Below are 23,543 nucleotides of genomic sequence, written 5' to 3'. Positions count from 1 at the left end.
TTGGTTTTACTATTTAGAGTGGTTGCGAGGTGTTGGTAAAAATAAAAAGCTAGAATGATTTTAGATTCGTGGTTTTTACGCGTGACTGTTTCTACAATAGATTTGAATTTATATGTGGAGGCGTATAAGGTTTTTAATGGCAATTTACTATTTTCCTCATTTTAATAGTGCTTCTGATTTTAATGATCAGGCCAGCCGTGCAGTTTGGTACTTTGGTTCCCTTAGTGGAGAAGCAATAAATTTTTACAGCGATATTGATGTTCGATATGAGGTTAAGCCTCATTTTTCGCCAGATATTCAAGCTTTGTTTGATTGTATGTATGGTAGTGGTCAGCTGAAAGTAAAACAAGCTGATAAGTTAAATTCAATTCTTTTAGGGGCAGATGATTACGTAATATTGTGGAAAGCTGAAGAAAAGCTTGATGAGTCGGAGCTTGCATGGCTTGCAAAATGTAAAAAAAGTGGTGCAAGGCTCTATGATGTTAATAAAAGCCGTAGAATGGAAGGGTCAATATATATTGAAGTAAGCCGAAATTACTTTAATGCCGATATTGAATTTCTTCCAGAAAATCAGCTTAAATTTGATAGGTTGCTATCCAAATATAGCGATAAAAATAGCGCATTCCTATTCTGTACTGGTCCTTCTATAAGTGAGTATACTAACTACTGCTATGATTCAGGCCTAAAAATAGTCTGCAATAGTGTTATTAATGACGAAGAGTTTATGGCTACAGTAAGGCCTGATATCTTGGTCTTTGCTGATCCAATATTCCATTTTGGTTGCTCAAGCTATACTCATGTGTTTCGTGAGAAGTTAAGAGATTCCGCTGCTAGATACAATTTTGATATTGCAATTCCTATTAAATATTATCCCTTGTTTTGTTATGCAATGCCTGATTTGGCTGATCGGGTTGTTGGTTTGCCATATGCAGAAAGTGATGAATTTAATCTTGATCTTGGAAAAGAGTTTTCATTGAAAACGACCGATAACATATTGACATTTTTGATGTTGCCGCTTGGAACCACTTTGGCAGATACAGTATATGTTATGGGTTGTGACGGAAGGCCGTTAGATGAAGATGATTACTTTTGGTCTCATAATAAAAAGGCTCAGTTTACAGGTGAGATGAAAAGTATTCAAAAGGCGCATCCGTCATTTTTTAAATTGGAATATAATGAGTATTATTTAAGGCATTGTGATAATGTCGAGAGATTTTTTCAGCAGGGTGAAAAAGTTGGCAAGAAGTTTGTTTCGTTAGGCTTTACTCATATTCTAGCACTTAAATCTCGAGAATTTAAATATCGATCTCTTGCCACTAATACAGCAGGTGCATTGTTTGTAAGTATTAACCCTGACTTAAAAGACAAGTTTGGACATTACTATCACTATGATGAAAGGGTCGCTGAGACACTACATGATGATGAAGACCTGCTCATTCTTGCGAATAAAAATTCTGAAGTGGCAGATGAGATATGTCGTGTTGAGCCTCTCTTTAGTAGAAATACATGGGTTTTAAGATGGAATCAAAACCCTGAGCTGATTCATGAATGGTGTAAAGAGCTGGCTACTGCTTTAGATGGCCTGTTTGTGTTAAAGAGAACTAAACATGTATATATGTATATGGGCGCAATTCGATTTTATGAGGGTGTTCTTGCCCTTTTGACGCGCCATAAGGCTGCTAAGGATATTGATTTTAAAATCAACCTATTTTATTCTCATATGGATTTTGCGTCTGATGGCTTTTTGGCTTCAAATAAATTCGAAGAAAGTAAGAGAATGCTTGAGTACTATTCACACTCAAATTTATTCCCAGTAAAACTATATTCAGATTCAGAAAGATTAAAGAGAAATATTGTAGATAATTTTGGCTGCGATCTTGATTTATGGCCAATGATTGGCGTTACTAGCCCGGATTTGATTGAGTCCTTTAAAAATCAGATGTCTGAGGATGAGCTTGGTTCTGAAGAGATTGTAGTTCTTTTTCCCGGGAATGGTCAGATTGCCAAAGGGTTTGATTTTGCCTGTGATTTTATTAGGTCTTACGAGTCTCGACCAGTTTACAAGGGTAAACAGATACGGTTTCTTATTCGTGACCAGTTGAGGGACACTGAAATAAGTAATAATTTACTTGAGAAGAAGCTAAAATCTATACGCGATTTTTCTTGGGTGGATGTTATTGGCGGTCACTTAACAGAGGAGGAATATCTTGCTTTATATAAAAGAGCAGATATTGTTATTTTGCCTTACAGGCAGAGTGCTTTTTATTCTCGGACGTCAGGCTGCCTAATTGATGCATTGAACTTCGAGAAGCCTATTTTGTCCTTCAACAATACATGGCTGGGCGATTGGGTTCAGCGCTTACAAGTTGGAAAGACAGTTGATGAGGGAGATATAGTTGAGCTCAAAAAGGCGTTAATAGAATCTTTGTCAGATGCTTTCACTTACCCTCTCGATTTACAAAAAAAGTTTGGCGCACAGAATTTAACTGATCTGCTTAGATCCGATATAAGCAATGACATCAATTATACACACTCGATTATGTCAGCTAGTTTAAGACGGTTGTTTAATCAGTTTCAGAGTCTTTTTAATTTGGATAAGCCATTAACTGGTTCCTTAAGCATTAAAAGTGAACATGAGAATTCTGTGTTAAGTGAAAATAGGAATGTCGGTTCGATAGCTAGAAATTATGGTCGAATTGAGCGTATAGCGTATCGGCTTGAGGCATACCCTTTTATCTATAAGTGCTCAAGGCATGCATGGCAACTCATGAAAAGATTTCGATAACTGGTTTCTTACGTGGTCCAATTAGCGTGACATGGTGATTCAGATTGAATTTAGAAATATTATTTTATGGTCAAGTTGGCTTTTTTTTTAAAAGCCGAGGTGCGAATTTCCTTATTGATCCCTATTTTTCACACTCAGTCGAAGAAAAAGAGGATCGAAGTATAAAGCGTTTGCTGCCAGTTTTCATCAAACCGGAAAGTTTGACTGATATCGATTTTGTACTTATTACCCATGCACATCGTGACCACTGTGATCCAGATACGTTGCTACCCCTTGCCAAGTCCTCGCCGCAATGCCACTTCTATGGTCCAGCGCCCGTGTTTAAGACTCTTAAAAACGCTGGAATAGATAGTGAGCGACTTCATATCGTAGGCTCAGATTCAATTTGTATTAAAGGTGTAAATATACACCCCGTACCCTCAGCTCATCCATTAGTAAATCCTGATGAGCACGGAGGTTGGTGCGCAACAGGTTATGTTTTTGAGGTTGGGGGGGGGCGTTATTACCATCCCGGTGATACGGCCGTAGCACCCGAGGTGATTGAGGCGGTTAAAGCTACGGGGCCGATCGACGTAGGCATGATCCCTGTTAATGAGATAAACTATTACCGTAACCGCGAAAACATCATTGGTAATATGTCGTTACGCGAGGCCTTCCAATTTGCCGAAGATATTGGCGTGACGACTTTTATACCCACTCACTGGGATATGTTTGCCAAAAACCAGGTTTACAGGGAAGAAATCGAACTACTTTATACTAAAATCACCCCCTCATTTGAATTAAAGATTATGGAAGCAGGAAGTAGCATTGTTAGTTAGTATAGTCATTAGGACTCTCAATGAAGAAAAGCACCTCGATGAGTTGCTTTTTGCGATCAACGCACAGGTCAGTGATATTTTCTCTGTAGAGTCCGTAATTGTAGACTCCGGCTCTACGGATAGGACACTTGAGATTGCTAATGCTCATGGGGCTCGTGTTACTCATATTAAAAAAGAAGAATTCTCTTTCGGACGCTCGCTTAATGTTGGCTGTAATTTTGCTGGAGGTAATATTTTAGTTTTTGTCAGTGGCCACTGTGTGCCAGCTTCTAAACATTGGCTACATGAACTTTGTTTTCCTATCTACGAAAACAAAGTCCAATATACTTATGGCCGTCAAATTGGTCGAGATACAACTAAATACAGCGAGCAACGGGTTTTTGAAAAATATTTTCCTGATCACTGTATGCTGCCACAGGAAGGCTTTTTCTGTAACAACGCTAACTCAGCACTGTTAAGGAAAAGTTGGGAAAAGCACTCTTTTGATGAGGATTTGACTGGCCTTGAAGATATGCAATTGGCGCGAAAGTTGGTTGAATCAGGTGGCTTAGTGGGCTATGTCAGCAAGGCGCCTGTTTACCATATTCATGATGAAAGCTGGGCACAAGTAGAGCGACGATACGAAAGGGAGGCGATTGCTTTGCGCAACATCAAACCCGAAATTCATATGACTTTGGGTGATTTCCTCAGATGTTATATGTCAAGTATGCTGTCTGACTTTGGTGATGCTGTAAAGCAAAAAGTTTTTTTCCGTGAATTTCGGAGTATTGTGATATTTCGCTTTTTGCAATATTGGGGTGGATACAAGGGTAATCATATCCACCGTAAATTATCAAAAGAAGCAAAGCGTAAATACTTTTACCCCAAAGAACGCGTAACAAGAGAGTTAAAAGTAGATAATAATGAGCAAAATCATAGCCTTAATGCCCCTAAAAGCGAATAGTTCACGGGTTCCAGGTAAAAACTTTAAATCTTTACATGGAAAACCATTGTTCAGATGGATGCTTGACAAGTTACTGATCTGTGAAGAAATTGCACAGGTAATTATTAATACCGATGCTCAAAAGGAACTAGAAGAAGCTGGCTTGCCGGATTCCTCTAAATTACTGATACGAGATCGTAAGCAAGAGCTCTGTGGAGATGAGGTCAGCATGAATCTTGTGATCCAGGATGATGTTAATAATTCTGATGCTGATATTTACCTAATGACTCATACTACTAACCCGTTTATCAGTTTGAAAACCCTGCAAGATGCAATTTCCACATTTCGTAGTTCTGATAATGCAGACTCACTGTTTACGGTAAATCGCCACCAAACTCGCTTTTATGATAAAGATTGTGGGGCAATAAACCATGACCCAGATAACCTGATTCCCACTCAGGAGTTGGAGCCGTGGCTTGAAGAGAATTCCTGCATGTATATCTTTTCCAGGGATTCTTTTAATTCTACCAATGCCCGTATCGGATCAGCGCCATTAATGTATGAAACCAATAAACTTGAATCTGTCGATATTGATGAACCCCAGGACTGGCAGCTGGCCGAGGCACTGGCTCCGGTGTTTTCTGCAGAATAATAAAAAAGTAGGTAAATTTAATGAAAGTTTTGGTTACATGCCCACCAATGCTGGGCCTTAGAGAACAATTTTTACCGATTTTTGAACAACATGGTATTGAAGTTGGCATGCCTGATTTTGTGCAAACATTATCTGAGCAAGAGTTGATTGAAATATTGCCCGAGTATGATGGGTGGATAATTGGTGACGACCCTGCCACAGCACAGGTGCTGGAAGCAGGTGCTGCGGGACAATTGAAAGCAGCGGTTAAATGGGGAATCGGTGTCGACAATGTTGATTTTGATGCCTGTAAACGTCTGGGGATTCCGATTACCAATACTCCCAATATGTTTGGTCGAGAGGTTGCGGATATTGCGCTGGGCTATGTTATTGGGTTGGCTAGGGAGACTTTTGCGATAGACCGATCTGTAAGATCAGGGAACTGGTTAAAAGTAAGCGGTATGTCCCTGGCCGGTAAAAAGGTTGGCTTGATAGGATATGGTGATATTGGCAGAAATACGGCCAAACGATTATTGGCGGCTGATATGCACGTGACAGCCTATGACCCATTTTTTGATCAGTCCCAAAACCCCTTTCCTGAAGTGGTGTTTCAAGAATGGCCAAATGCCTTAAGTGATTTGGATTTTATTGTATTTACCTGTGCACTAACTGAAAGCAATTATCATATGTTCTCTAAGGCTCAGATTGATAAGTGCAAAACGGGGGTAAGAGTGGTCAATGTCGCTCGCGGGCCTTTAATCAATGAAGCAGATTTGGTGGAGGCACTAGTCGCTAGGAAGATAAAATCTGCAGCCCTTGATGTCTTCGAAAATGAGCCATTGGATATTAATTCAAAGCTGGCCAAGATGGAGCACTGCATCTTTGGCTCTCATAATTCCTCAAACACTATCGATGCTGTTCATGCAACAAACATTAAAGCAATCGATGAGTTGCTTGGCTTTTTAGGGGTTCAGTAATTTGAAAACGGTACTGATTACAGGCTGCAATGGTGGTATTGGATCATGTATCGCCAGTCATTTCACTGGAAATGGTTATTATGTAATTGGCGTTGATATCCAGGGGGCCGCCAAGTATGAGCTTGGCAGCTACCTGCAGGTCGATTTGGCACAGCTTGTAGATGACGAGTCACAGGCAGAGAATTTCTCTTCCGAGCTTAAAGAGTTAATAAAAAAGAAGGGTTTGGTTCTAAGCGCACTCATTAATAATGCTGCTGTACAGATATTGGGTTCCCTAGAATCATTAAATATTGATGATTTTATGCTTACCCAGAAGGTCAATGTAGCAGCGCCATTGTTGCTAATCAAACTGTTATCTGAGGAGCTGAAAGATAATAATGGCATAGTTTTGAATGTTGGCAGTATTCATGCTGCTCTAACCAAACCAGAATTTATCAGCTATGCTGCCAGCAAATCCGGATTACGTGGCTTAACGCAAGCTTTAGCTGTGGACCTGCAGGGTGAAATCAGGGTTAATTGCATTGAACCTGCGGCAGTAGGCACAGAAATGCTTGTGGAGGGTTTCAAAGGCAAGGGTGATAAATTAGCAGAGCTAAAAGCCTGTCATCCCTCACAAATGATTGCTGAACCATCTGAGATAGCTGAATTAAGCTTCTTTCTGGTTGATAGCTCGATTCGCTTTATTAATGGAAGTTGCATAGGTATAAATGGTGCAATTTCCTCACGCTTACACGATCCTGTATGAAGTTAAATCCATACCGTGTTGCAGCTTCAATTGCTTTAGATCGTTTAACGTGGGACCTCCACCCAATATCGTGGCTGTCTCGACGCAATTTAAAATCTTTAAAAGACAAGAAGAAGGATCAGCGGGCGGTTATACTTTGTAATGGGCCAAGCCTGCTTAAGACAGACTTTTCATTGCTGGAAAATGTCTATACATTTGGCCTAAATAAAATAAATTTATTATTTCAAGATGTGGATTTTAGGCCTAATACCATTGTTGCTGTTAATCCTTATGTAATTAAGCAAAATAAAGCTTTCTACAAAGAAACAAATATTCCATTGTTTTTGGATGCAAAAGCTTCACGTAAAGAGGCTTTATTAGGTATTAGAAACTCCAGTTTTATACACACCTCAGACTTCCCATTTTTTTCTGAGGACTGCTCCATGAGTCTTTATCAAGGTTACACCGTTACTTATGTAGCCATGCAGCTCGCTTATCATATGGGCTTCCAGGAAGTTGCATTGATTGGCTGTGATCATAATTTTGCAACTACTGGCCCTGCCAATGAGTTACGTACAGCTGAAGGTGAGGATAAGTCGCACTTCCACAAAGACTACTTTACCGATGGCCAGCAATGGCAATTACCTGATTTAAGGCAAAGCGAGGCATTTTATGAGTTGGCCGAGAATCACTTTCTTAAGGCTGGACGGCGCCTGGTTAATGCGACTGAAGGTGGGAAACTGGAAGTTCTACCTAGGGTAACACTTGATGAGTTTGTGCAGCATGAAGCCAGCGTATAGCTTTATTTTGCCGGTGCTTAATAATTGCGATGGTTTTACTCAGGCAATACAAAGCATTCTGGCTCAAAGTGACGAGTTGCTGGAAATAATTGTCATTGATGGTGGGTCAGAAGACGGTACTCTCGAGGCAATACAATCATTCAAAGAAAACATCAAGTACCGGGAAAGTGGTAAAGATTCAGGTATTGCTGATGCCTTTAATCGCGGTATAAAAAAAGCTAGCGGTGACGTGATAGGAATTTTAAACAGTGACGATATTCTGGAGACTGATGCGCTCAACAAGCTAAGTCAGGCAATAAATACCAATTCACAAGCCGAAATTTATTGCGGTGCAACTAGATATTTTGATCCTGTAAGGAACACCTCCTACATTCGTAAGCCAAATATAAGTCGTATGAAATGGCGCATGTCAGTATTTCATCCTTCTATGTTTGTCCGTCGTTCTTGTTATGACCGTATAGGTCTCTATGATGAATCCTATACTCATGCGATGGATTCTGAGTGGTGCCATAGGGCTTTGGCTCAGGGTGCCGAGTTTTTTGAAATCCCGGAAGTCATGACAACGATGTCACTTGGCGGTGTGAGCGATGTGGAATATACAATCAGTTTAAGCCAATACCGTGACTCGGTTATAAAGCATGGCTTAGCTACCCCGTTTGCGGCTCATGGTTATTTTCAATTTTATCGCCTAATTAAGGGTTTAATGCGAATGCCGTTTATGCACCCAATAAAGCGAGTTAGAGATCGATTGATATCCGGTTGATCACATCCAGTGTTTGCTTGGCACAGTTCTGCCAAGTCTGTAGAGTTATAGCTTCACCCTCTTTGATCTCAAGGTTTTTAAGTTTTTTTAGGGCGAAGTGAATTGCTTCTGGCGATTCATTTTCTGTATTAATCACTAATGGTGAAAGCACTTGTGTTATTGCACTGTTTTGAGTTGCTATAACTGGTTTTGAATAATGTAAGGCTTCGATAGCCGGTAGCCCAAAGCCTTCGTAGAGTGAAGGCATTAATAGAGCTTCGCAATTTTGGTAAAGATAATGAAGTTCTTCTTCAGTCACATACCCTAATATTTTTACGTTCTCTTCGATGTTAAGTTTTTTAGCTATTTGGCTAATAGATATATTGCCCCAGCCGTCCTTGCCGGCAATGACAATCTGTTTGCTTTTGTCAGTCTCCAGATAGTTTGAAAAAGCTAGTAATAGGTTCTTTAGATTCTTTCTCGGTTCTAGCGTCCCTACAAATAAGAAAAATGGCTGGTTTTCCAGCGATTTGGGTTTGGATGGGGCTGACCGCTCAATAGGGCTTGGCGCTAGAAGTGTGACAGAGATTTTTTGGGGATCTATACCTAACTCGGACATTAGTTCAGCTTTAGTAAATTCAGATACAGCAATAATCTGATTAGACTGTTTTATTGATCGAGGCATTAAAGTTTTCTCAATCCACTTTCTGGCAATGGGCATGGTGTTCGGGTAACGATACCAGGTGATGTCATGAATCGTGACCAGTTTTCGCACCTTATTTGGGAGCATTGACGGAAGGTGGTGCCGAGGTGACCAAAATGTGTCGATCTGGTCTTTGCTTGCCCAATTAGAAAAAGCGAATTGTGACCAAAGTAGATCGGCAAGCTGGCTTCGTACATTGCCTTGCCTAATGTAGACGTTTTCTTTATTCGCAAGAACCGTGGATATAGGACGAGTGGAGTAGAGATACCAAGTATGTTCAGGGGCAAGCTCAACCATGTGGTTTAGAGCATTTTCGGTATATCGGCCTATACCGTCTTTGTGTTCTCGACTAAGTGGTCGGGCATCTATAGCTATTTTCATAATTCCAGATGGGAAGTGTAATAATTGATAGGCTATCGCATTGAGGCATTTTGTTGTTATGCTAGAATTTTAAATATCGAATTAACTAATGATTAAAGTACTCCAAGTATACCGCACTTATTTCCCTGATACTCAAGGTGGATTAGAAGAGGTTATTCGTCAGATTTGCCGTAATACGCGTGAGGAAGGTGTTGAAAACCGTGTGTTTATACTTAGCGAAAATCCTGTACCTAAGGTGATAGGCCGGGAAGAGGCGCAGGTGCATCGTTTTCACCGTACCTTTGAGGTGGCTTCTTGCGGGGTATCAGTCGGGGCGCTGAGTGGCTTTAAGCAGCTGGTGGAGTGGGCTGATGTGGTTCATTACCACTTTCCTTGGCCTTTTGCGGATCTGCTTCATCTATTCAGTCGAGCTTCAAAGCCATCGGTTGTTACATACCATTCAGATGTCGTTCGTCAAAAAACATTGCTTTGGTTTTATCGCCCATTTATGAGGGCATTTCTGAACAAAGTCGATGTTATTGTCCCCACTTCAGAGAACTATTTTTCTAGTAGCCGTGAATTGGGCCGCTATTCGGAAAAGATTGATGTCATCCCTATCGGCTTGGATGAAGATATTTACCCTGAAGTATCGAAGGAAGAACAGCAGGTAGTCCGTGAGCGGGTTGGTGAGGGCTTTTTTCTTTTTGTGGGTGTTCTACGTTATTACAAAGGGCTGCATATCCTTTTGGATGCGCTTCAAAATACGTCCGTACAGTGTGTTATTACTGGAGCGGGCCCAATTGAAATGAAGTTAAAAGAGCAGGCCGTTAGATTGGGGCTCAACAATGTTCAGTTTCTTGGCTACGTCAGTGATAACGAAAAGGTGGCGCTGTATCACCTTTGTCGGGCAGTAGTATTTCCATCTCACCTTCGCTCTGAGGCTTTTGGTGTGACTCTTATTGAGGGGGCAATGTTTGGTAAACCCTTGATTTCCTGTGAAATTGGCACGGGAACTACGTATGTCAATGCTGATGGCGAGACCGGGATTGTCGTTCCACCCGCTAATGCAAAAGCCCTACGAGAGGCAATGTTGCAGCTGGACGAAGATGAGGTGTTGGCCGATAGACTGGGAAAAGCCGCACGAGCTCGTTATGAGAGGCTTTTTACAGGCCGTTTGATGGGTAAGTGCTATGCCCAACTCTATAAAAAGTTGAGGTGTGAATAAATCGCGTAAACAACCTCCAATGTATTCGGTGGGGATTTTCCACAACCTGTTAAAGCGGCGTTTATACACACTCAACATCTCCAACTTTTCAAAATAAGGCTTAAAAAAAGCTTGTCAATTCGTGCAAATAACGACCATATCCAGTTTTCTTATACAATTCCGACAAAGCAATTAAATCCTCACGATTAATCCAACCATTCCTCCATGCTATCTCTTCTGGGCAACAAATGCGTAGACCTTGCCTCTTTTCAAGAGTCGCAACATAATTAGCGGCCTCCAATAGTGAATCATGAGTTCCAGTGTCAAGCCATGCGCTTCCACGCCCTAAATCCTCTAAGGTCAGTAAACCCTGCCGAAGATAAATGTTATTTAAATCTGTAATCTCTAACTCACCTCGAGCAGATGGGCGCAAAGACTTCGCCAATTCAACCACATTTTCATCGTAAAAATATAAGCCCGTAACTGCGTAATTAGACTTAGGTGTATCTGGTTTTTCCTGTATTGATACTACGATTCCATTTTCATCAAATTCAGCAACACCATATCTTTCAGGATCATTTACCCAATATCCAAAAACAGTTGCTCCACACTCTTTTTCAGCAGATCGTTTAAGTTTTTCCGTCAACCCATAACTGTGAAAAATATTATCACCTAAAATCAAGCACGCAGGTGAGCCCGACAAAAAATCTTCAGCTAGAATAAAGGCCTGTGCCAATCCATCCGGACTCGGCTGAACAACATAACTTAAGGATATCCCCCATTGACTGCCATCACCCAGTAATCTCTTAAATTGTTGCTGATCTTCAGGTGTAGAAATAATTAAGATGTCTTGTATACCAGCCATCATCAACGTAGATATCGGGTAATAAATCATCGGCTTATCATAAACTGGCATCAATTGCTTGCTCACACCAAGCGTCAATGGATACAACCTGGTGCCCGAGCCACCCGCCAACACAATTCCCTTACGATTTAATTTCATTATTTCCTCCACCCTGCAAAATCAAAAAAATTGACTTTCATAAGTCAGCCCTTTAAAGGTCAGAAATTTTTATTCGGTTATACCTTCAACCCTATGCGATCACGATTGTATTTATTTTGAGTAACAGCTTCGCACCAATCGTTATTATCTAGGTACCATTCAACTGTCTTTCGAATTCCAGACTCAAATGTTTCTTTTGGAGTCCAGCCCAACTCATTTTTTATTTTAGACGCATCAATTGCATATCTTCTATCATGCCCTGGGCGATCCGCCACGTAGGTAATCTGATCTCTGTAAGAGGCAGTTTTTGGGCGAAGCTCGTCCAATATCTTACAAATCGTCTCAACCACTTCCAAATTTGTTTTTTCGTTGTGTCCACCAACGTTATATACATTCCCCAGCTTCCCTTCAAAAACCACTTTCAGAAGAGCCCGAGCATGATCTTCAACGTAAAGCCAGTCACGGATCTGTTTCCCATCGCCATATATTGGTAGAGATTTACCTTCTAAAGCATTTAAGATTACTAAGGGGATTAATTTTTCAGGAAAGTGATAGGGACCATAATTATTGGAACAGTTAGTTTGAACCGTAGGCAAACCATATGTTTCGTACCAAGCTCTAACAAGGTGATCTGATGATGCCTTTGAAGCACTATAAGGCGAGTTAGGCGCATAGGGGGTGGTTTCTTCAAATAGCCCATCATTGCCCAAAGTACCGTATACTTCATCTGTCGAAATGTGATGAAATCTGAATCCATCCTTTTTTTCCTTAGGCAATGAAATATAATATTTACGAGCAACCTCAAGTAGAATGAACGTCCCTATAATATTTGTTTGCATGAAATCCGCAGGCCCATCGATTGATCTATCAACATGGGACTCAGCCGCAAGATTCATAACAATATCAGGCTCGTAGTCACTAAATACTCGAGTCATAGCATCCTGATCTGCAATATCGGCTCTGATAAAAGAATAATTGCTTGAATTCTCTATTGATAGCAATGACTCTAAATTGCCAGCATAAGTCAACTTATCAACATTGATCACACAATGATCTGTATTATTGATTATTTCACGGACAACTGCGGAACCAATGAAACCAGCCCCCCCCGTAACTAAAATTTTCATCATAACCCCCTAACTTCACCAGAAATATTTAAAACATATTCTTCTAGGATGTTTATTTTTTTATCTGTCCAGTTTACATTTAACAGGTTTCTAATAACGGCCTGTGGAATATTGGTAAACCTTCATAATTAGCAATCGGACAGGTTTAAATCTACAGTAATGATTAAGCCAAAATCATTAACCACAACCCATAAAGTCCGTAACGCAACTAAAGGATCAACGATGTATGCCGTTTTAAAAACTCTAACTGAAGCACCAAGGCATATAAAACGCTCTTTTTCGTTGCTTTATGATTTACTTGCTATTCCTTTTTCACTATATGTCGCAATTTTTTTAAGAATTGGAGAGCTTGTTAATCCTCTCCAGTCTGAGCTCATTGCTGTTACTACGGTAACTACGGTGACAACTATTTATGCCTTTGTACGCATGGGCCTCTATCGCGCCATTCTCAGGTTCATGGCTCACCAAGCTGTTATCACCGTGGTTGTATGTGCTCTAATATCTGCTACAACTCTTGTGGCATGCTCGTATTTTATACAACTTTCTATACAACTACCTAGTGGATCAAGCATATCTCTACCTAGATCAACACCTTTCATCTACTACTTCCTTGTCTTAGTCATATTAGGCAGCCCAAGACTTTTAGTGCGAAGCATGGTACACATAATTTTATCGGACAACTATCCAAGGCGAACCAATCATACCAAAAACTCTGTGATTATCTACGGGGCAGGACACACTGGATATCAGGTAGGAGGCAGCCTTATACAAAGTGGCATGTATCAGGTGGTCGCCTATATTGATGACGATGCCAAACTATCTAACACAACCGTGAGAGGTATAAGCGTCTCACCCCCGTCAGAACTTCCTCAACTTGTAGAGTTATACTCCGTTGATACTGTGCTACTGGCCTTAGGCCAAACAAACAAATCCCAAAGAGCAAGAGTGGTTGAAAAGGTTGGAAATCTAAAAGTGAAAATACAAACGGTGCCAACCTTGGAAGATGTCATTTTTGGGAGTACTCAAATTAGTGACATCAGAGATGTCGAAATTGAAGACTTATTAGGCAGGGATCCCGTCCCCCCTAGAAAAGACCTACTGGACAAATGCGTCCTAAACAAAGCGGTAATGGTGACCGGCGCCGGTGGCTCTATTGGCTCTGAGCTTTGTAGGCAAATATTACCAGAAAAACCACATACATTAGTTCTTTTTGAGCAAAACGAATTCTCTCTGTACGACTTAGAAAGGCAATTATCTCAGCAATTCAACAGCACTCGTATAGTTCCTATTCTGGGATCAACCTTAAACAGACACCAGATTAACGAAACCATACGAACCTTTAAGGTAAACACCATCTATCATGCAGCAGCTTACAAGCATGTACCCATTGTTGAACAAAATATAATCGAAGGTGTGCGTAATAACGTGTTAGGCACCTGGGAGTGCGCTAATGCCGCCATCGAAAATAAGGTAAAACATTTTGTTCTCGTTTCTACCGATAAAGCCGTGAGGCCAACTAATGCAATGGGGGCATCAAAACGCATCGCTGAGCTAATCCTTCAAGGCCTATCACAAAATCAGGATACCACCTTACTGTCTATGGTTCGCTTTGGAAATGTGCTGGGTTCATCTGGTTCAGTCGTACCTTTATTTAAGAAACAAATTCAAGACAGCGGTCCCATCACCGTTACTCATAAGAAAATAACTCGCTTTTTTATGACAATACCCGAAGCCGCCCAACTGGTAATCCAAGCGAGCGCCATGTCTCAAGGTGGAGACGTATTTGTATTAGACATGGGTGAACCCGTAAGCATCTGGGAGCTTGCCGAACGAATGGTGAAACTCTCTGGGCTAACCATCAAAGATGACTCAAATCCAGATGGGGACATAGAGATCCATCAAACCGGCCTACGCCCTGGAGAAAAATTATATGAGGAACTTCTGATTGGGGATGAGGTTCGAGGCACAGATCACCCATTAATCATGAGGGCCAATGAAAAGTCACTGGGCTGGATAGAAACAAAACAACTGATTCAAAATATTTCAGATGCATGCTCACGTTACGATGCGGTGGCAATAAAATCAATCATGTCATCAGCCCCTACAGACTACACCCCTGAAAGAGGGTCACATGACCTCTTACGAACTTCCAATACAAATGTATTGACTTTAGGCGCCACTAATTCCAGAAACAAGACCCACTAAAAATCATTCACTCTCTCCCGCATTTCCTTTCCTGGCTTGAAATGCGGAACAAACTTACCCTCCAAACTTACCGCTTCTCCTGTTTTGGGGTTTCTTCCAACACGAGGGGCCCTGTAATGTAAAGAGAAACTCCCAAAACCACGAACCTCTATTCGCTCTCCAGAAGCCAACATTTTAGACATATGCTCTAGAATCAACTTTACTGACAACTCTACATCTTTATAAGAAAGTTGTTCCTGACGGTCAGCAATTCTTTCAATTAGTTCTGATTTTGTCATTCAACACCTCACCCCTTCTGTTGCCAACTTTATAAGTGTTTGATTTATATACCAATAAGAGACTTTCTTCAATATTAGCTTTTCACAGGCGAAAAAAAACCCCAACTTTAAGGTTGGGGTTTTCATTTTATGGAACAAAGGAAGAGCTAATTACTTTTCCTTACTTTCCATTTGCGCTTTGATCAAATCGCCAAGTGTTGCAGGTGCTGCAGACTCTGTTGATTTGGAAGAATGCTCTTTAATGGCAGCCTTCTCTTCATCTTGATCTTTCGCCTTAACTGAAAGGTTAATGACTCGATTCTTACGATCAACATTGATGATTTTAGCCTCAACTTCATCACCTTCTTTTAGGGCATTACGAGCATCTTCAATCTTCTCACGGCTGATTTCAGAAGCTTTCAACGTACCTTCAACATCCTCTGCCAATACAATAACAGCAGCTTTTGCATCCACTTCTTTTACAGAACCCTTGACAATAGAACCCTTATCGTTTTCAGCAATGAAGCCTGAAAACGGATCCGTCTCTAGCTGCTTAATACCTAAAGAAATACGTTCACGCTCTGGGTCGATAGCAAGGATAACGGTTTCAAGCTCATCACCTTTCTTGTATGCACGAACGGCTTCTTCACCGGCTTCATTCCAAGAAATATCAGACAAGTGAACCAACCCATCAATACCGCCATCCAATCCAATGAAGATACCGAAATCAGTGATCGATTTGATCTTACCAGAGATTTTATCGCCTTTAGCATATTGACGACCGAAGGCATCCCACGGGTTCTCTTGACACTGTTTAATACCGAGAGAAATACGACGACGCTCTTCATCGATATCAAGAACCATTACCTCAACTTCATCACCCAACTGTACAACTTTACTTGGGTGGATATTCTTGTTGGTCCAATCCATTTCAGAAACGTGGACAAGACCTTCAACACCCTCTTCCAACTCAGCGAAACAACCGTAGTCGGTCAAGTTAGTCACAGTAGCCTTAACTTTGGCACCTTCTGGATAACGTTGGGTAATAGACACCCAAGGATCTTCACCCAACTGCTTCAAGCCAAGAGAAACGCGGTTACGCTCACGATCAAACTTCAATACTTTAACGTCGATCTCATCGCCAACATTAACGATTTCACCTGGATGCTTGATACGCTTCCAAGCCATATCAGTGATATGCAGAAGACCATCAACACCGCCCAAGTCAACAAACGCACCATAGTCGGTAAGGTTTTTCACAATACCTTTAACCGCCATACCCTCTTGAAGGTTTGCCAACAACTCTTCGCGCTCTGCAGAGTTTGCTTGCTCCAATACAGCACGACGCGATACAACTACGTTATTACGCTTTTGATCTAGCTTAATAACTTTAAATTCTAAATCCTTACCTTCAAGATGCGCGGTTTCACGAACAGGGCGAACATCTACAAGAGAACCAGGCAAGAATGCACGAATACCAGAGACATCAACGGTAAAGCCACCTTTGACTTTTCCGTTAATCACACCTTTAACAACTTCTTCTGCAGCATGAGCAGCTTCCAGAACTTTCCAGGATTCAGCGCGCTTCGCTTTCTCACGAGACAAGCGAGTTTCACCAAAACCATCTTCTACGGTTTCTAGTGCAACTTGAACCTCATCGCCAATAGCAAGCGTCAACTCACCATTTTCATCCAGAAATTGAGAAGCTGGAATTACACCTTCAGACTTCAAACCTGCGTGTACAGTAACCCAGTCTTTATCCACATCGATAACCACACCGGTTACGATTGATCCTGGAACCATATCAACGCTTTTTAAGCTCTCTTCAAACAGTTCTGCAAAGCTTTCGCTCATTGTTTTACCTTTAATAGAGTAACAGCATCACCACTTTCGTCATGATACTTTATCCACCGTAAAGCCAGTTTCACGGGTAAGTTATAACAAACAGCAAACATAAGGAAGTAATAATCTGGCCACTTCTAAAGTTCGCTTTTATTTTGCCACAAAGCGCAGATGCGCCGGGGGCTGCGAGCTTACCAGAAGCCAGCGCAAGGCTCAATGAGAACTGATTATAAATGTTAAATAAAAAGATATTTTGGAAGAAATGAAATATTGATGGCTCCGGCACCTGGGATCGAACCAGGGACCAATAGATTAACAGTCTACTGCTCTACCGCTGAGCTATGCCGGATTCACAAGAAAGGTTCTCTTAAGATATATTGGCTCCGGCACCTGGGATCGAACCAGGGACCAATAGATTAACAGTCTACTGCTCTACCGCTGAGCTATGCCGGAATCATCTATACCCGTCGAGGAATGGCGCGTATCTTATAGAGAGCATTTTTTACTGTCAACAACATGAAGACATTAAGTATCTGTTTTTTGTAGAGTTCTTTCCTTCGGGGAAAATTTACTTTTTATATTTTGATAAAATAGTGAATTGCCAAGCCCCTACCAGTAAAGCCCTCTCCCGAAACGCTTATTCCCCATCAATACCCCTAACCGCACGAATACTTTCCCAAGATTTACAGCTAGGGCAAAGCCAATAGAGTTGATTTCCTGCAAATCCACAGGAATTACAGCGATAGTAAGGTTTTAATTCAACCAAGTGCCTTAACAATAATTCTGTCACCTTCTCTGGGCGATTCTTTTCTTCCTGTGAATTGTCCTTCTGAAACGTTAAAAACTTTCCCACAACACGAAGGGAAGGCCTTGATTGTAACTTTTCAGCTAAAAAATTACTGGCAGCAGCACTACCATCCATGCTTTTGACAAGCTCAACCACTGAAAGCAATACAGAGCTACTAGGATAGCGATCATGAAGAGCGATTAAATATCGAATAAGCTCTCTCACAGATCCATGTTTGGCGTAACACTCAACCAATCGAGGCAACACTTCTGGGATATAATCAGCATCTTGATCTGGAACTTTTTTGAGGTGACGAATAGATTCCTTGTAGCTACCTTCCATAACATATACCCCAGACAATTCAAGGGAGGCTCTGGCACAGTTTTTATTATAATTAAGCGCCTCTGAAAATGCTTTTTGAGCAGAAATGAAATCATTCTGCATCAACATAACACCACCTAATTCACAATAATGATGAGCCTGTACCTTTCGCCAAAGGGTGATATCTTCGACGATTTTTTTGTCCAACAAATGATCAACAGCCTCTATGGCACTCAGCCACTCCTTTTCATCCCGATAGATATCACATAAGTACTCCAAGGCTCGTCTTTGCAAAGTCAAATCTTGGGAGCTTTTAAGCTCTAGGAAAACATTTTCAGCACGATCCAATACCCCAGCCTTCATATAATCTAAACCCAATTCTAATTGGGCATATTGCTGCTGAGTCAAAGACAACGAAGGGCGGGAGAGTAAATTTTGGTGGATACTGATTGCACGGCCAATATCCCCTTGCTTCCTTAGCAAAGCCCCGAGAGCCATGTGGGTATGCAATGTTTCGCTGGATACCTCAAGAGCAGAGACCAATATATCTGCGGCTGCATCAGCATTTTCGTTCAGAAGATGATTCAAGCCTCGAATGTACTCAGCCTGATCAAACTTAGCCTTCTCACGAGGCCAAAGCTTCTCTGTCCATGAAAACGAAGACAGCCGACCAAGCAAATAACCAATAGCAAGTGAAAGGAATATGAGAAAGAAAATGGCCGTATCATTCATTGAGTTTTGACCCCAACAACACTTAATCTACAAAGCGCTATTTTTTTCCCCAATGGAAGAACTGGCACCGGAAGGAACAAAACGTTTTCCATCAACAACAAGAATAGAGTCTGCATATTCGACAATCTTTTCAAAAACGGCATCAATCGTCATTTCGCTACTGTCGATACTGACCGCACTAGTGCATGCCTTCAAAGGCGAAACCGCACGTTTTGAGTCTTGTTCATCCCTTAATTGAATATCAGATAAAATTGCTTCGAAATCTGCATCGACACCAGAGGACAGTAATTGCTGGTAACGTCGCCTAGCACGCTCTTCAGCAGTAGCCGTTAAAAAAACTTTAACATCTGCATTAGGGAAGACAGTTGTCCCCATATCCCGCCCATCAGCGATAAGACCCGGGGATTGAGCAAAATGCCGCTGACGCTCCAGCAATGCCGCTCGGACATTCCCAAGCGCGGCAATTTTCGAGGCGGCCATCCCCACTCTTTCTGTTCGAATTTGGCTCGAAACCTCTTTGCCATCTAAAAAAACAGCAATTTTTTGGTCAACCGTCTTAAATTGAATATCAAGGGTTTCAATTACCCTAAGGACAGCGGATTCATCTTCTATTGAAACCTGCAAATTACAAACAGCAAGTGCTGCGATTCTATAGATCGCACCACTATCTAATAAGTGAAAGCCGTAGTACTGGGCCAGTTTTTGGCATAACGTTCCCTTTCCTGCCCCACTTGGACCATCTACAGTGATAATGGGTATTTCTCTACTCAACCCTAACCTTCCTCACAACACATTTATTTTAATCGCAACGTATCTTGAAATACGCCCACAGAAATAAAAAAGCCAAATCTAACAGGATAACTCAGCCACAACCGCTGCAGAAGCTTCTCCAGGATCATCAGCTTGTGTAATCGGACGGCCCACAACAATATGACTACTGCCAGCATTCACTGCCTCAGCAGGTGTCATTACCCGGCGCTGATCTCCCTTTACACTATTGGACGGACGTACCCCTGGGGTAACTCGTAAAAAATTGGACCCAAAGCGGTTTACCATTGACGAGGCTTCAAATGCTGAACACACAACACCATCCAACCCGCACTCATTAGCTAACTGAGCTAATGTCGCCACGTATTGATCCAAGTTAATGGCAATTCCTAGTCCAGAAAGATCTTCTTGTTGCATACTGGTTAACACAGTCACTGCTATCAATAAGGTATTTGTATTTGACGATACAATCGCGTTTTTTGCCGCTTCCATCATACGCCGCCCTCCCTGAGCATGGACGTTGACCATCCATACACCCAAGTTTGCAGCGGCTCTTACCGCCCCAGCACACGTATTGGGTATGTCATGGTATTTAAGATCTAAAAAAACATCGAAACCAAGTATTTGCAGCTGCTCAACAATATGCGGACCTGATGCAGTAAACAACTCCTTACCGACCTTCACGCGGCAAAACTCCGGTGAAAGCTGCTTAGCCATAGTAAGGGCGCTATTAGCATCAGGGTAATCCAATGCCACAATCAGTTTTGGCCCCAAGTCTACAGCAGTTGTCGTCACTTGCTTTGTCATTATTACACTCTACTCATTTCAGCATTACATAGAAAAAAGCCCGAGTAAAAACTCGGGCTTTTTTCTATTAAACCAGCTTTTATTACTGAATGACAATCCGATCTCGATTTTTATCCATGAGTTTTTCACCAATGCCTTTCACTTCCATTAGCTCTTCCACATGCTGGAATCCACCATTCTCTTCACGCCACACAACAATAGCTTCCGCTTTCTTAGGGCCAACACCATGCAGCACCTTCGCCAAGCGCTCAGCCGGAGCGGTATTAATGTTGACGATATCAGACACACTTTCAGATATGACAGAAGCCGCTGATTGTGACGTCTCAGCCTGCGCCAAAACAGTGCCCGAAGCAAACATAAGCAGCACAAAAAAGGCAGTGGTCAATGTGGATTTTAGATGTTGAAATGAAGCCATAGCTATCTCCTTCCATGAAAGAATCAGTATTTAGTAGTGTTTGTCACAACGACCAAAACATATTATTCTCAAATGAAATAATTAAACAGGCGACATTCTCCACACTTTGTTTAAGAAAAAGACTCAAGCGCCGCAGAAATATCTCACATTATCAAAAACATCTAATATATCAAATAAGAAAAAACCTCGTAGGGCAGCTAACCTACGAGGTTTATAAATCAACATTAAATAGCCTTGGGACAAAATCCAAGAAGCTAATTAATTATTTCAATATTTTAGAGATATCCGCCGCTCCCCAATGAGGAAAATGCTTGCGAATTAATGCATTTAACTCTACTTCAAAAGCAGAATGCTGGGCTCCTGAACCATCTACCCATTGCGCCTCATCCAATGCTTGCATCACCATACCAGCACCGACAGTGATGTTGCTGAGCCGATCAATGACAATAAATGCGCCAGTTGCACGGTTTACGCGATAGGGATCAACAACGACATCACCGCTCAATGTTACCTCTACCAAAGCAATATCGTTCAGAGCCAAATTATCTGCCGCACTCTGTTCCTGAGTATTCACATCAATAAGATGTTTGATATCAGTCACTGAGCCGGTTACGGAATGGCTGGCGAATTTGAAGTCGTACTGTCGCTCCGTCGATAAGTGCTTTTCGGACATCCATACCACATGAGCTTCCACATGGTTGGTCATTGATACCGATTCACCGCTTTTCACGAGCGTATCACCACGACTGGTATCGATCTCATCTTCCAGCGTAATTGTGACGGCCTGTCCGGCAAATGCACTGTTTAGCTCACCATCGTAAGTCACAATGCTCTTGACTCGACTGACTTTACCGGACGGTAAGGATTTCACCTCTTCACCGACATCAATCGTGCCCGAAGCAACCGTCCCGCAAAACCCTCTAAAGTCTAAGTTCGGTCGATTAACGTACTGCACCGGGAACCGGAAATCAGCGAAGTTGCGATCTTGGGCAATCTCCACTGTTTCCAATATCTGCATCAATGTTTGACCTTTGTACCACGCCGCTCTCTCACTGGGGTTAACAACATTATCTCCATCCAATGCTGAGATAGGTACATATCGCACGTCTTTTAGGCCTAAACTGTCCGCAAAAGGTTCGTACTCGGCTTTAATTTCTTCAAACCTTGATTCGTTAAACTCAACAAGGTCCATTTTATTAATCGCCACGACGATATGACGAATTCCCAGTAAAGACGCAATATAGCTATGACGACGCGTTTGTGTCATCACACCGTGGCGAGCATCGATAAGGATAATGGCCAAGTCACACGTAGAAGCACCGGTTGCCATATTTCGTGTGTATTGCTCATGCCCTGGTGTATCAGCAATGATGAACTTTCGCTTCTCGGTAGAGAAATAACGATAAGCCACATCAATGGTAATACCCTGCTCACGTTCTGCGGCCAGGCCATCCACCAACAATGCCAAATCCAGTTTCTCACCTGTTGTACCATGCTTTTGGGTATCTGAAGCCACTGCCGCCAATTGATCTTCATAAATCATTTTTGAGTCGTGCAGCAAACGACCAATTAATGTGCTCTTACCGTCATCAACGCTGCCACAAGTAAGAAAACGAAGAAGCTCTTTCTTTTCATGCTGCGCTAAGTAAGCATGGATATCTTCAGCAATAAGATCCGATTGATGAGACATTAGAAATAGCCCTCTTGTTTTTTCTTCTCCATTGACCCTGAGCTGTCATGATCAATTACTCGACCTTGACGCTCTGATGTAGTGGTTAACAGCATTTCTTGAATAATATCCGGCAAAGTAGCCGCTTCAGACTCCACCGCACCCGTTAGCGGATAACACCCAAGAGTTCGGAATCGCACCATCTTTTCTTGAATTTCCTCACCCTCTTCCAGCGGCATACGCTCATCGTCCACCATAATCAGCACGCCGTCTTTCTCAACCACAGGACGTTTAGCGGCAAAGTAAAGGGGCACGATGGGTATACTTTCTAGGTGGATATATTGCCAAATATCCAGCTCAGTCCAATTCGAAAGCGGGAAAACACGAATGCTTTCACCCTTCTCAACACGACTGTTATAGATATTCCAAAGTTCAGGGCGTTGATTTTTCGGATCCCAACGGTGGTTTTTATCACGGAAGGAATAAACACGCTCTTTCGCCCGTGATTTTTCTTCATCACGACGGGCACCACCAAAAGCAGCGTCAAAACCATATTTATTTAACGCCTGCTTAAGAGCTTGGGTTTTCATAATATCGGTGTGCTTCGCGCTGCCATGAGTAAACGGACCCACTCCCATTTCCACACCTTCTTGATTGGTGTGAACAATGAGCTCTAATCCTAAGTTTTTAGCCAGCTCATCACGAAATTTAATCATCTCCTTAAATTTCCATGTTGTATCGACATGCAACAATGGAAACGGTGGCTTTCCAGGGTAAAACGCTTTCATCGCAAGATGCAGCATGACTGCCGAGTCTTTCCCGATGGAGTAAAGCATCACAGGGTTATCAAATTCGGCCGCGACCTCACGAATAATGTGAATACTCTCGGCCTCAAGTTCCTTTAAATGAGTGAGTTTATAGTCGGTTGTCATAGTCACCACTGC

Annotated in this window: 21 protein-coding genes and 2 tRNA genes; 10 read left to right on the top strand and 13 right to left on the bottom strand. The window is 41.9% G+C overall.

The annotated features are described in order from the left end of the window. Window positions 1–136 precede the first annotated feature (136 nt). The 8 genes from LU351_RS12585 to LU351_RS12550 are packed head-to-tail and all read left to right on the top strand — an operon-like array spanning window position 137 to window position 8,420. Entirely contained in the window at window positions 137–2,785 is a 2,649-nt protein-coding gene (locus LU351_RS12585; RefSeq protein WP_232594430.1) for a glycosyltransferase family protein, read from the top strand. Window positions 2,786–2,829: 44 nt separating this feature from the next. Beyond that, window positions 2,830–3,603, top strand: coding sequence for an MBL fold metallo-hydrolase (locus tag LU351_RS12580; RefSeq protein ID WP_232594429.1), 774 nt, complete (start codon window positions 2,830–2,832; stop codon window positions 3,601–3,603). Next, complete coding sequence (locus tag LU351_RS12575; protein WP_232594428.1) at window positions 3,593–4,546, top strand: glycosyltransferase family 2 protein; 954 nt, start codon at window positions 3,593–3,595, stop codon at window positions 4,544–4,546. Before LU351_RS12580 ends, LU351_RS12575 begins: the two co-directional genes overlap by 11 nt. After that, window positions 4,506–5,177, top strand: a complete 672-nt coding sequence (locus LU351_RS12570; protein WP_232594427.1) for an acylneuraminate cytidylyltransferase family protein — start codon at window positions 4,506–4,508, stop codon at window positions 5,175–5,177. Before LU351_RS12575 ends, LU351_RS12570 begins: the two co-directional genes overlap by 41 nt. Before the next feature lie 20 nt (window positions 5,178–5,197). Continuing rightward, window positions 5,198–6,133, top strand: a complete 936-nt coding sequence (locus LU351_RS12565; RefSeq protein WP_232594426.1) for a phosphoglycerate dehydrogenase — start codon at window positions 5,198–5,200, stop codon at window positions 6,131–6,133. 1 nt (window position 6,134) lies between these two features. Beyond that, window positions 6,135–6,878, top strand: coding sequence for an SDR family oxidoreductase (locus tag LU351_RS12560; protein ID WP_232594425.1), 744 nt, complete (start codon window positions 6,135–6,137; stop codon window positions 6,876–6,878). After that, window positions 6,875–7,657 carry a 6-hydroxymethylpterin diphosphokinase MptE-like protein gene (locus tag LU351_RS12555; protein WP_232594424.1) on the top strand — a complete coding sequence of 261 codons (783 nt, stop codon included), beginning with the start codon at window positions 6,875–6,877 and terminating at the stop codon, window positions 7,655–7,657. The genes LU351_RS12560 and LU351_RS12555 overlap by 4 nt, the downstream gene beginning before the upstream one ends. After that, complete coding sequence (locus LU351_RS12550) at window positions 7,641–8,420, top strand: glycosyltransferase family 2 protein (protein ID WP_232594423.1); 780 nt, start codon at window positions 7,641–7,643, stop codon at window positions 8,418–8,420. Before LU351_RS12555 ends, LU351_RS12550 begins: the two co-directional genes overlap by 17 nt. Here LU351_RS12550 and LU351_RS12545 read toward each other — a convergent pair. Continuing rightward, the gene (locus LU351_RS12545; protein ID WP_232594422.1) at window positions 8,395–9,483 is read right to left on the bottom strand and encodes a glycosyltransferase family 4 protein; all 1,089 of its coding nucleotides are present in this window, start codon (window positions 9,481–9,483) and stop codon (window positions 8,395–8,397) included. The two genes, LU351_RS12550 and LU351_RS12545, sit on opposite strands and share 26 nt — an antisense overlap. A gap of 88 nt (window positions 9,484–9,571) precedes the next feature. On the opposite strand from LU351_RS12545, the gene LU351_RS12540 reads away from it, so the two are divergent. Further along, window positions 9,572–10,687, top strand: coding sequence for a glycosyltransferase family 4 protein (locus LU351_RS12540; protein ID WP_232594421.1), 1,116 nt, complete (start codon window positions 9,572–9,574; stop codon window positions 10,685–10,687). 100 nt (window positions 10,688–10,787) lie between these two features. On the opposite strand, the gene rfbA is transcribed toward LU351_RS12540, so the two are convergent. Beyond that, window positions 10,788–11,669, bottom strand: a complete 882-nt coding sequence (rfbA, locus tag LU351_RS12535; RefSeq protein WP_232594420.1) for a glucose-1-phosphate thymidylyltransferase RfbA — start codon at window positions 11,667–11,669, stop codon at window positions 10,788–10,790. Between the two features lie 77 nt (window positions 11,670–11,746). After that, window positions 11,747–12,796 (bottom strand): dTDP-glucose 4,6-dehydratase, encoded by a 1,050-nt coding sequence (gene rfbB, locus LU351_RS12530; protein WP_332840156.1) that lies wholly within the window; start codon window positions 12,794–12,796, stop codon window positions 11,747–11,749. Between the two features lie 159 nt (window positions 12,797–12,955). On the opposite strand from rfbB, the gene LU351_RS12525 reads away from it, so the two are divergent. After that, window positions 12,956–15,001: a polysaccharide biosynthesis protein gene (locus tag LU351_RS12525; protein WP_232594418.1), complete on the top strand. Its 2,046-nt coding sequence runs from the start codon at window positions 12,956–12,958 to the stop codon at window positions 14,999–15,001. Here LU351_RS12525 and ihfB read toward each other — a convergent pair. From ihfB to cysD, 10 genes are all read right to left on the bottom strand, one after another. Then, window positions 14,998–15,279, bottom strand: coding sequence for an integration host factor subunit beta (gene ihfB / locus LU351_RS12520; RefSeq protein ID WP_232594417.1), 282 nt, complete (start codon window positions 15,277–15,279; stop codon window positions 14,998–15,000). The two genes, LU351_RS12525 and ihfB, sit on opposite strands and share 4 nt — an antisense overlap. 150 nt (window positions 15,280–15,429) lie before the next feature. Next, window positions 15,430–17,112 carry a 30S ribosomal protein S1 gene (gene rpsA / locus LU351_RS12515; protein WP_232594416.1) on the bottom strand — a complete coding sequence of 561 codons (1,683 nt, stop codon included), beginning with the start codon at window positions 17,110–17,112 and terminating at the stop codon, window positions 15,430–15,432. A gap of 262 nt (window positions 17,113–17,374) precedes the next feature. After that, a tRNA-Asn gene (locus LU351_RS12510) sits at window positions 17,375–17,449 on the bottom strand. Window positions 17,450–17,478: 29 nt separating this feature from the next. Beyond that, window positions 17,479–17,553: transfer RNA gene (locus tag LU351_RS12505), tRNA-Asn, on the bottom strand. Between the two features lie 184 nt (window positions 17,554–17,737). After that, the gene (lapB, locus tag LU351_RS12500; protein WP_232594415.1) at window positions 17,738–18,940 is read right to left on the bottom strand and encodes a lipopolysaccharide assembly protein LapB; all 1,203 of its coding nucleotides are present in this window, start codon (window positions 18,938–18,940) and stop codon (window positions 17,738–17,740) included. Window positions 18,941–18,967: 27 nt separating this feature from the next. Further along, window positions 18,968–19,711 (bottom strand): (d)CMP kinase, encoded by a 744-nt coding sequence (cmk, locus tag LU351_RS12495; protein ID WP_232594414.1) that lies wholly within the window; start codon window positions 19,709–19,711, stop codon window positions 18,968–18,970. 78 nt (window positions 19,712–19,789) lie between these two features. Continuing rightward, the gene (gene pyrF, locus LU351_RS12490) at window positions 19,790–20,515 is read right to left on the bottom strand and encodes an orotidine-5'-phosphate decarboxylase (protein ID WP_232594413.1); all 726 of its coding nucleotides are present in this window, start codon (window positions 20,513–20,515) and stop codon (window positions 19,790–19,792) included. A gap of 82 nt (window positions 20,516–20,597) precedes the next feature. Then, complete coding sequence (locus LU351_RS12485; protein ID WP_232594412.1) at window positions 20,598–20,930, bottom strand: ComEA family DNA-binding protein; 333 nt, start codon at window positions 20,928–20,930, stop codon at window positions 20,598–20,600. Window positions 20,931–21,192: 262 nt separating this feature from the next. Beyond that, window positions 21,193–22,620, bottom strand: a complete 1,428-nt coding sequence (gene cysN, locus LU351_RS12480) for a sulfate adenylyltransferase subunit CysN (protein ID WP_232594411.1) — start codon at window positions 22,618–22,620, stop codon at window positions 21,193–21,195. After that, the gene (gene cysD, locus LU351_RS12475; protein ID WP_232594410.1) at window positions 22,620–23,531 is read right to left on the bottom strand and encodes a sulfate adenylyltransferase subunit CysD; all 912 of its coding nucleotides are present in this window, start codon (window positions 23,529–23,531) and stop codon (window positions 22,620–22,622) included. The genes cysN and cysD overlap by 1 nt, the downstream gene beginning before the upstream one ends. Between the last annotated feature and the right edge of the window lie 12 nt (window positions 23,532–23,543).

It is taken from the genome of Marinibactrum halimedae (assembly GCF_021234875.1).
Classification (GTDB): domain Bacteria; phylum Pseudomonadota; class Gammaproteobacteria; order Pseudomonadales; family Cellvibrionaceae; genus Marinibactrum; species Marinibactrum halimedae.
The sequence above is the reverse complement of the archived record's forward strand: the minus strand, read 5'-3'. Positions and strand labels throughout refer to the sequence as shown.

Excerpts from the sequence above, each read along its gene's own strand:
- LU351_RS12585 (WP_232594430.1), top strand. The coding sequence starts at position 137 with ATGGCAATTTACTATTTTCCTCATTTTAATAGTGCTTCTGATTTTAAT.
- LU351_RS12570 (WP_232594427.1), top strand. The coding sequence starts at position 4,506 with ATGAGCAAAATCATAGCCTTAATGCCCCTAAAAGCGAATAGTTCACGG.
- LU351_RS12565 (WP_232594426.1), top strand. The coding sequence starts at position 5,198 with ATGAAAGTTTTGGTTACATGCCCACCAATGCTGGGCCTTAGAGAACAA.
- LU351_RS12555 (WP_232594424.1), top strand. The coding sequence starts at position 6,875 with ATGAAGTTAAATCCATACCGTGTTGCAGCTTCAATTGCTTTAGATCGT.
- LU351_RS12550 (WP_232594423.1), top strand. The coding sequence starts at position 7,641 with ATGAAGCCAGCGTATAGCTTTATTTTGCCGGTGCTTAATAATTGCGAT.
- LU351_RS12545 (WP_232594422.1), bottom strand. The coding sequence starts at position 9,483 with ATGAAAATAGCTATAGATGCCCGACCACTTAGTCGAGAACACAAAGAC.
- LU351_RS12540 (WP_232594421.1), top strand. The coding sequence starts at position 9,572 with ATGATTAAAGTACTCCAAGTATACCGCACTTATTTCCCTGATACTCAA.
- rfbA (WP_232594420.1), bottom strand. The coding sequence starts at position 11,669 with ATGAAATTAAATCGTAAGGGAATTGTGTTGGCGGGTGGCTCGGGCACC.
- rfbB (WP_332840156.1), bottom strand. The coding sequence starts at position 12,796 with ATGAAAATTTTAGTTACGGGGGGGGCTGGTTTCATTGGTTCCGCAGTT.
- LU351_RS12525 (WP_232594418.1), top strand. The coding sequence starts at position 12,956 with ATGATTAAGCCAAAATCATTAACCACAACCCATAAAGTCCGTAACGCA.
- ihfB (WP_232594417.1), bottom strand. The coding sequence starts at position 15,279 with ATGACAAAATCAGAACTAATTGAAAGAATTGCTGACCGTCAGGAACAA.
- rpsA (WP_232594416.1), bottom strand. The coding sequence starts at position 17,112 with ATGAGCGAAAGCTTTGCAGAACTGTTTGAAGAGAGCTTAAAAAGCGTT.
- lapB (WP_232594415.1), bottom strand. The coding sequence starts at position 18,940 with ATGAATGATACGGCCATTTTCTTTCTCATATTCCTTTCACTTGCTATT.
- pyrF (WP_232594413.1), bottom strand. The coding sequence starts at position 20,515 with ATGACAAAGCAAGTGACGACAACTGCTGTAGACTTGGGGCCAAAACTG.
- LU351_RS12485 (WP_232594412.1), bottom strand. The coding sequence starts at position 20,930 with ATGGCTTCATTTCAACATCTAAAATCCACATTGACCACTGCCTTTTTT.
- cysN (WP_232594411.1), bottom strand. The coding sequence starts at position 22,620 with ATGTCTCATCAATCGGATCTTATTGCTGAAGATATCCATGCTTACTTA.
- cysD (WP_232594410.1), bottom strand. The coding sequence starts at position 23,531 with ATGACAACCGACTATAAACTCACTCATTTAAAGGAACTTGAGGCCGAG.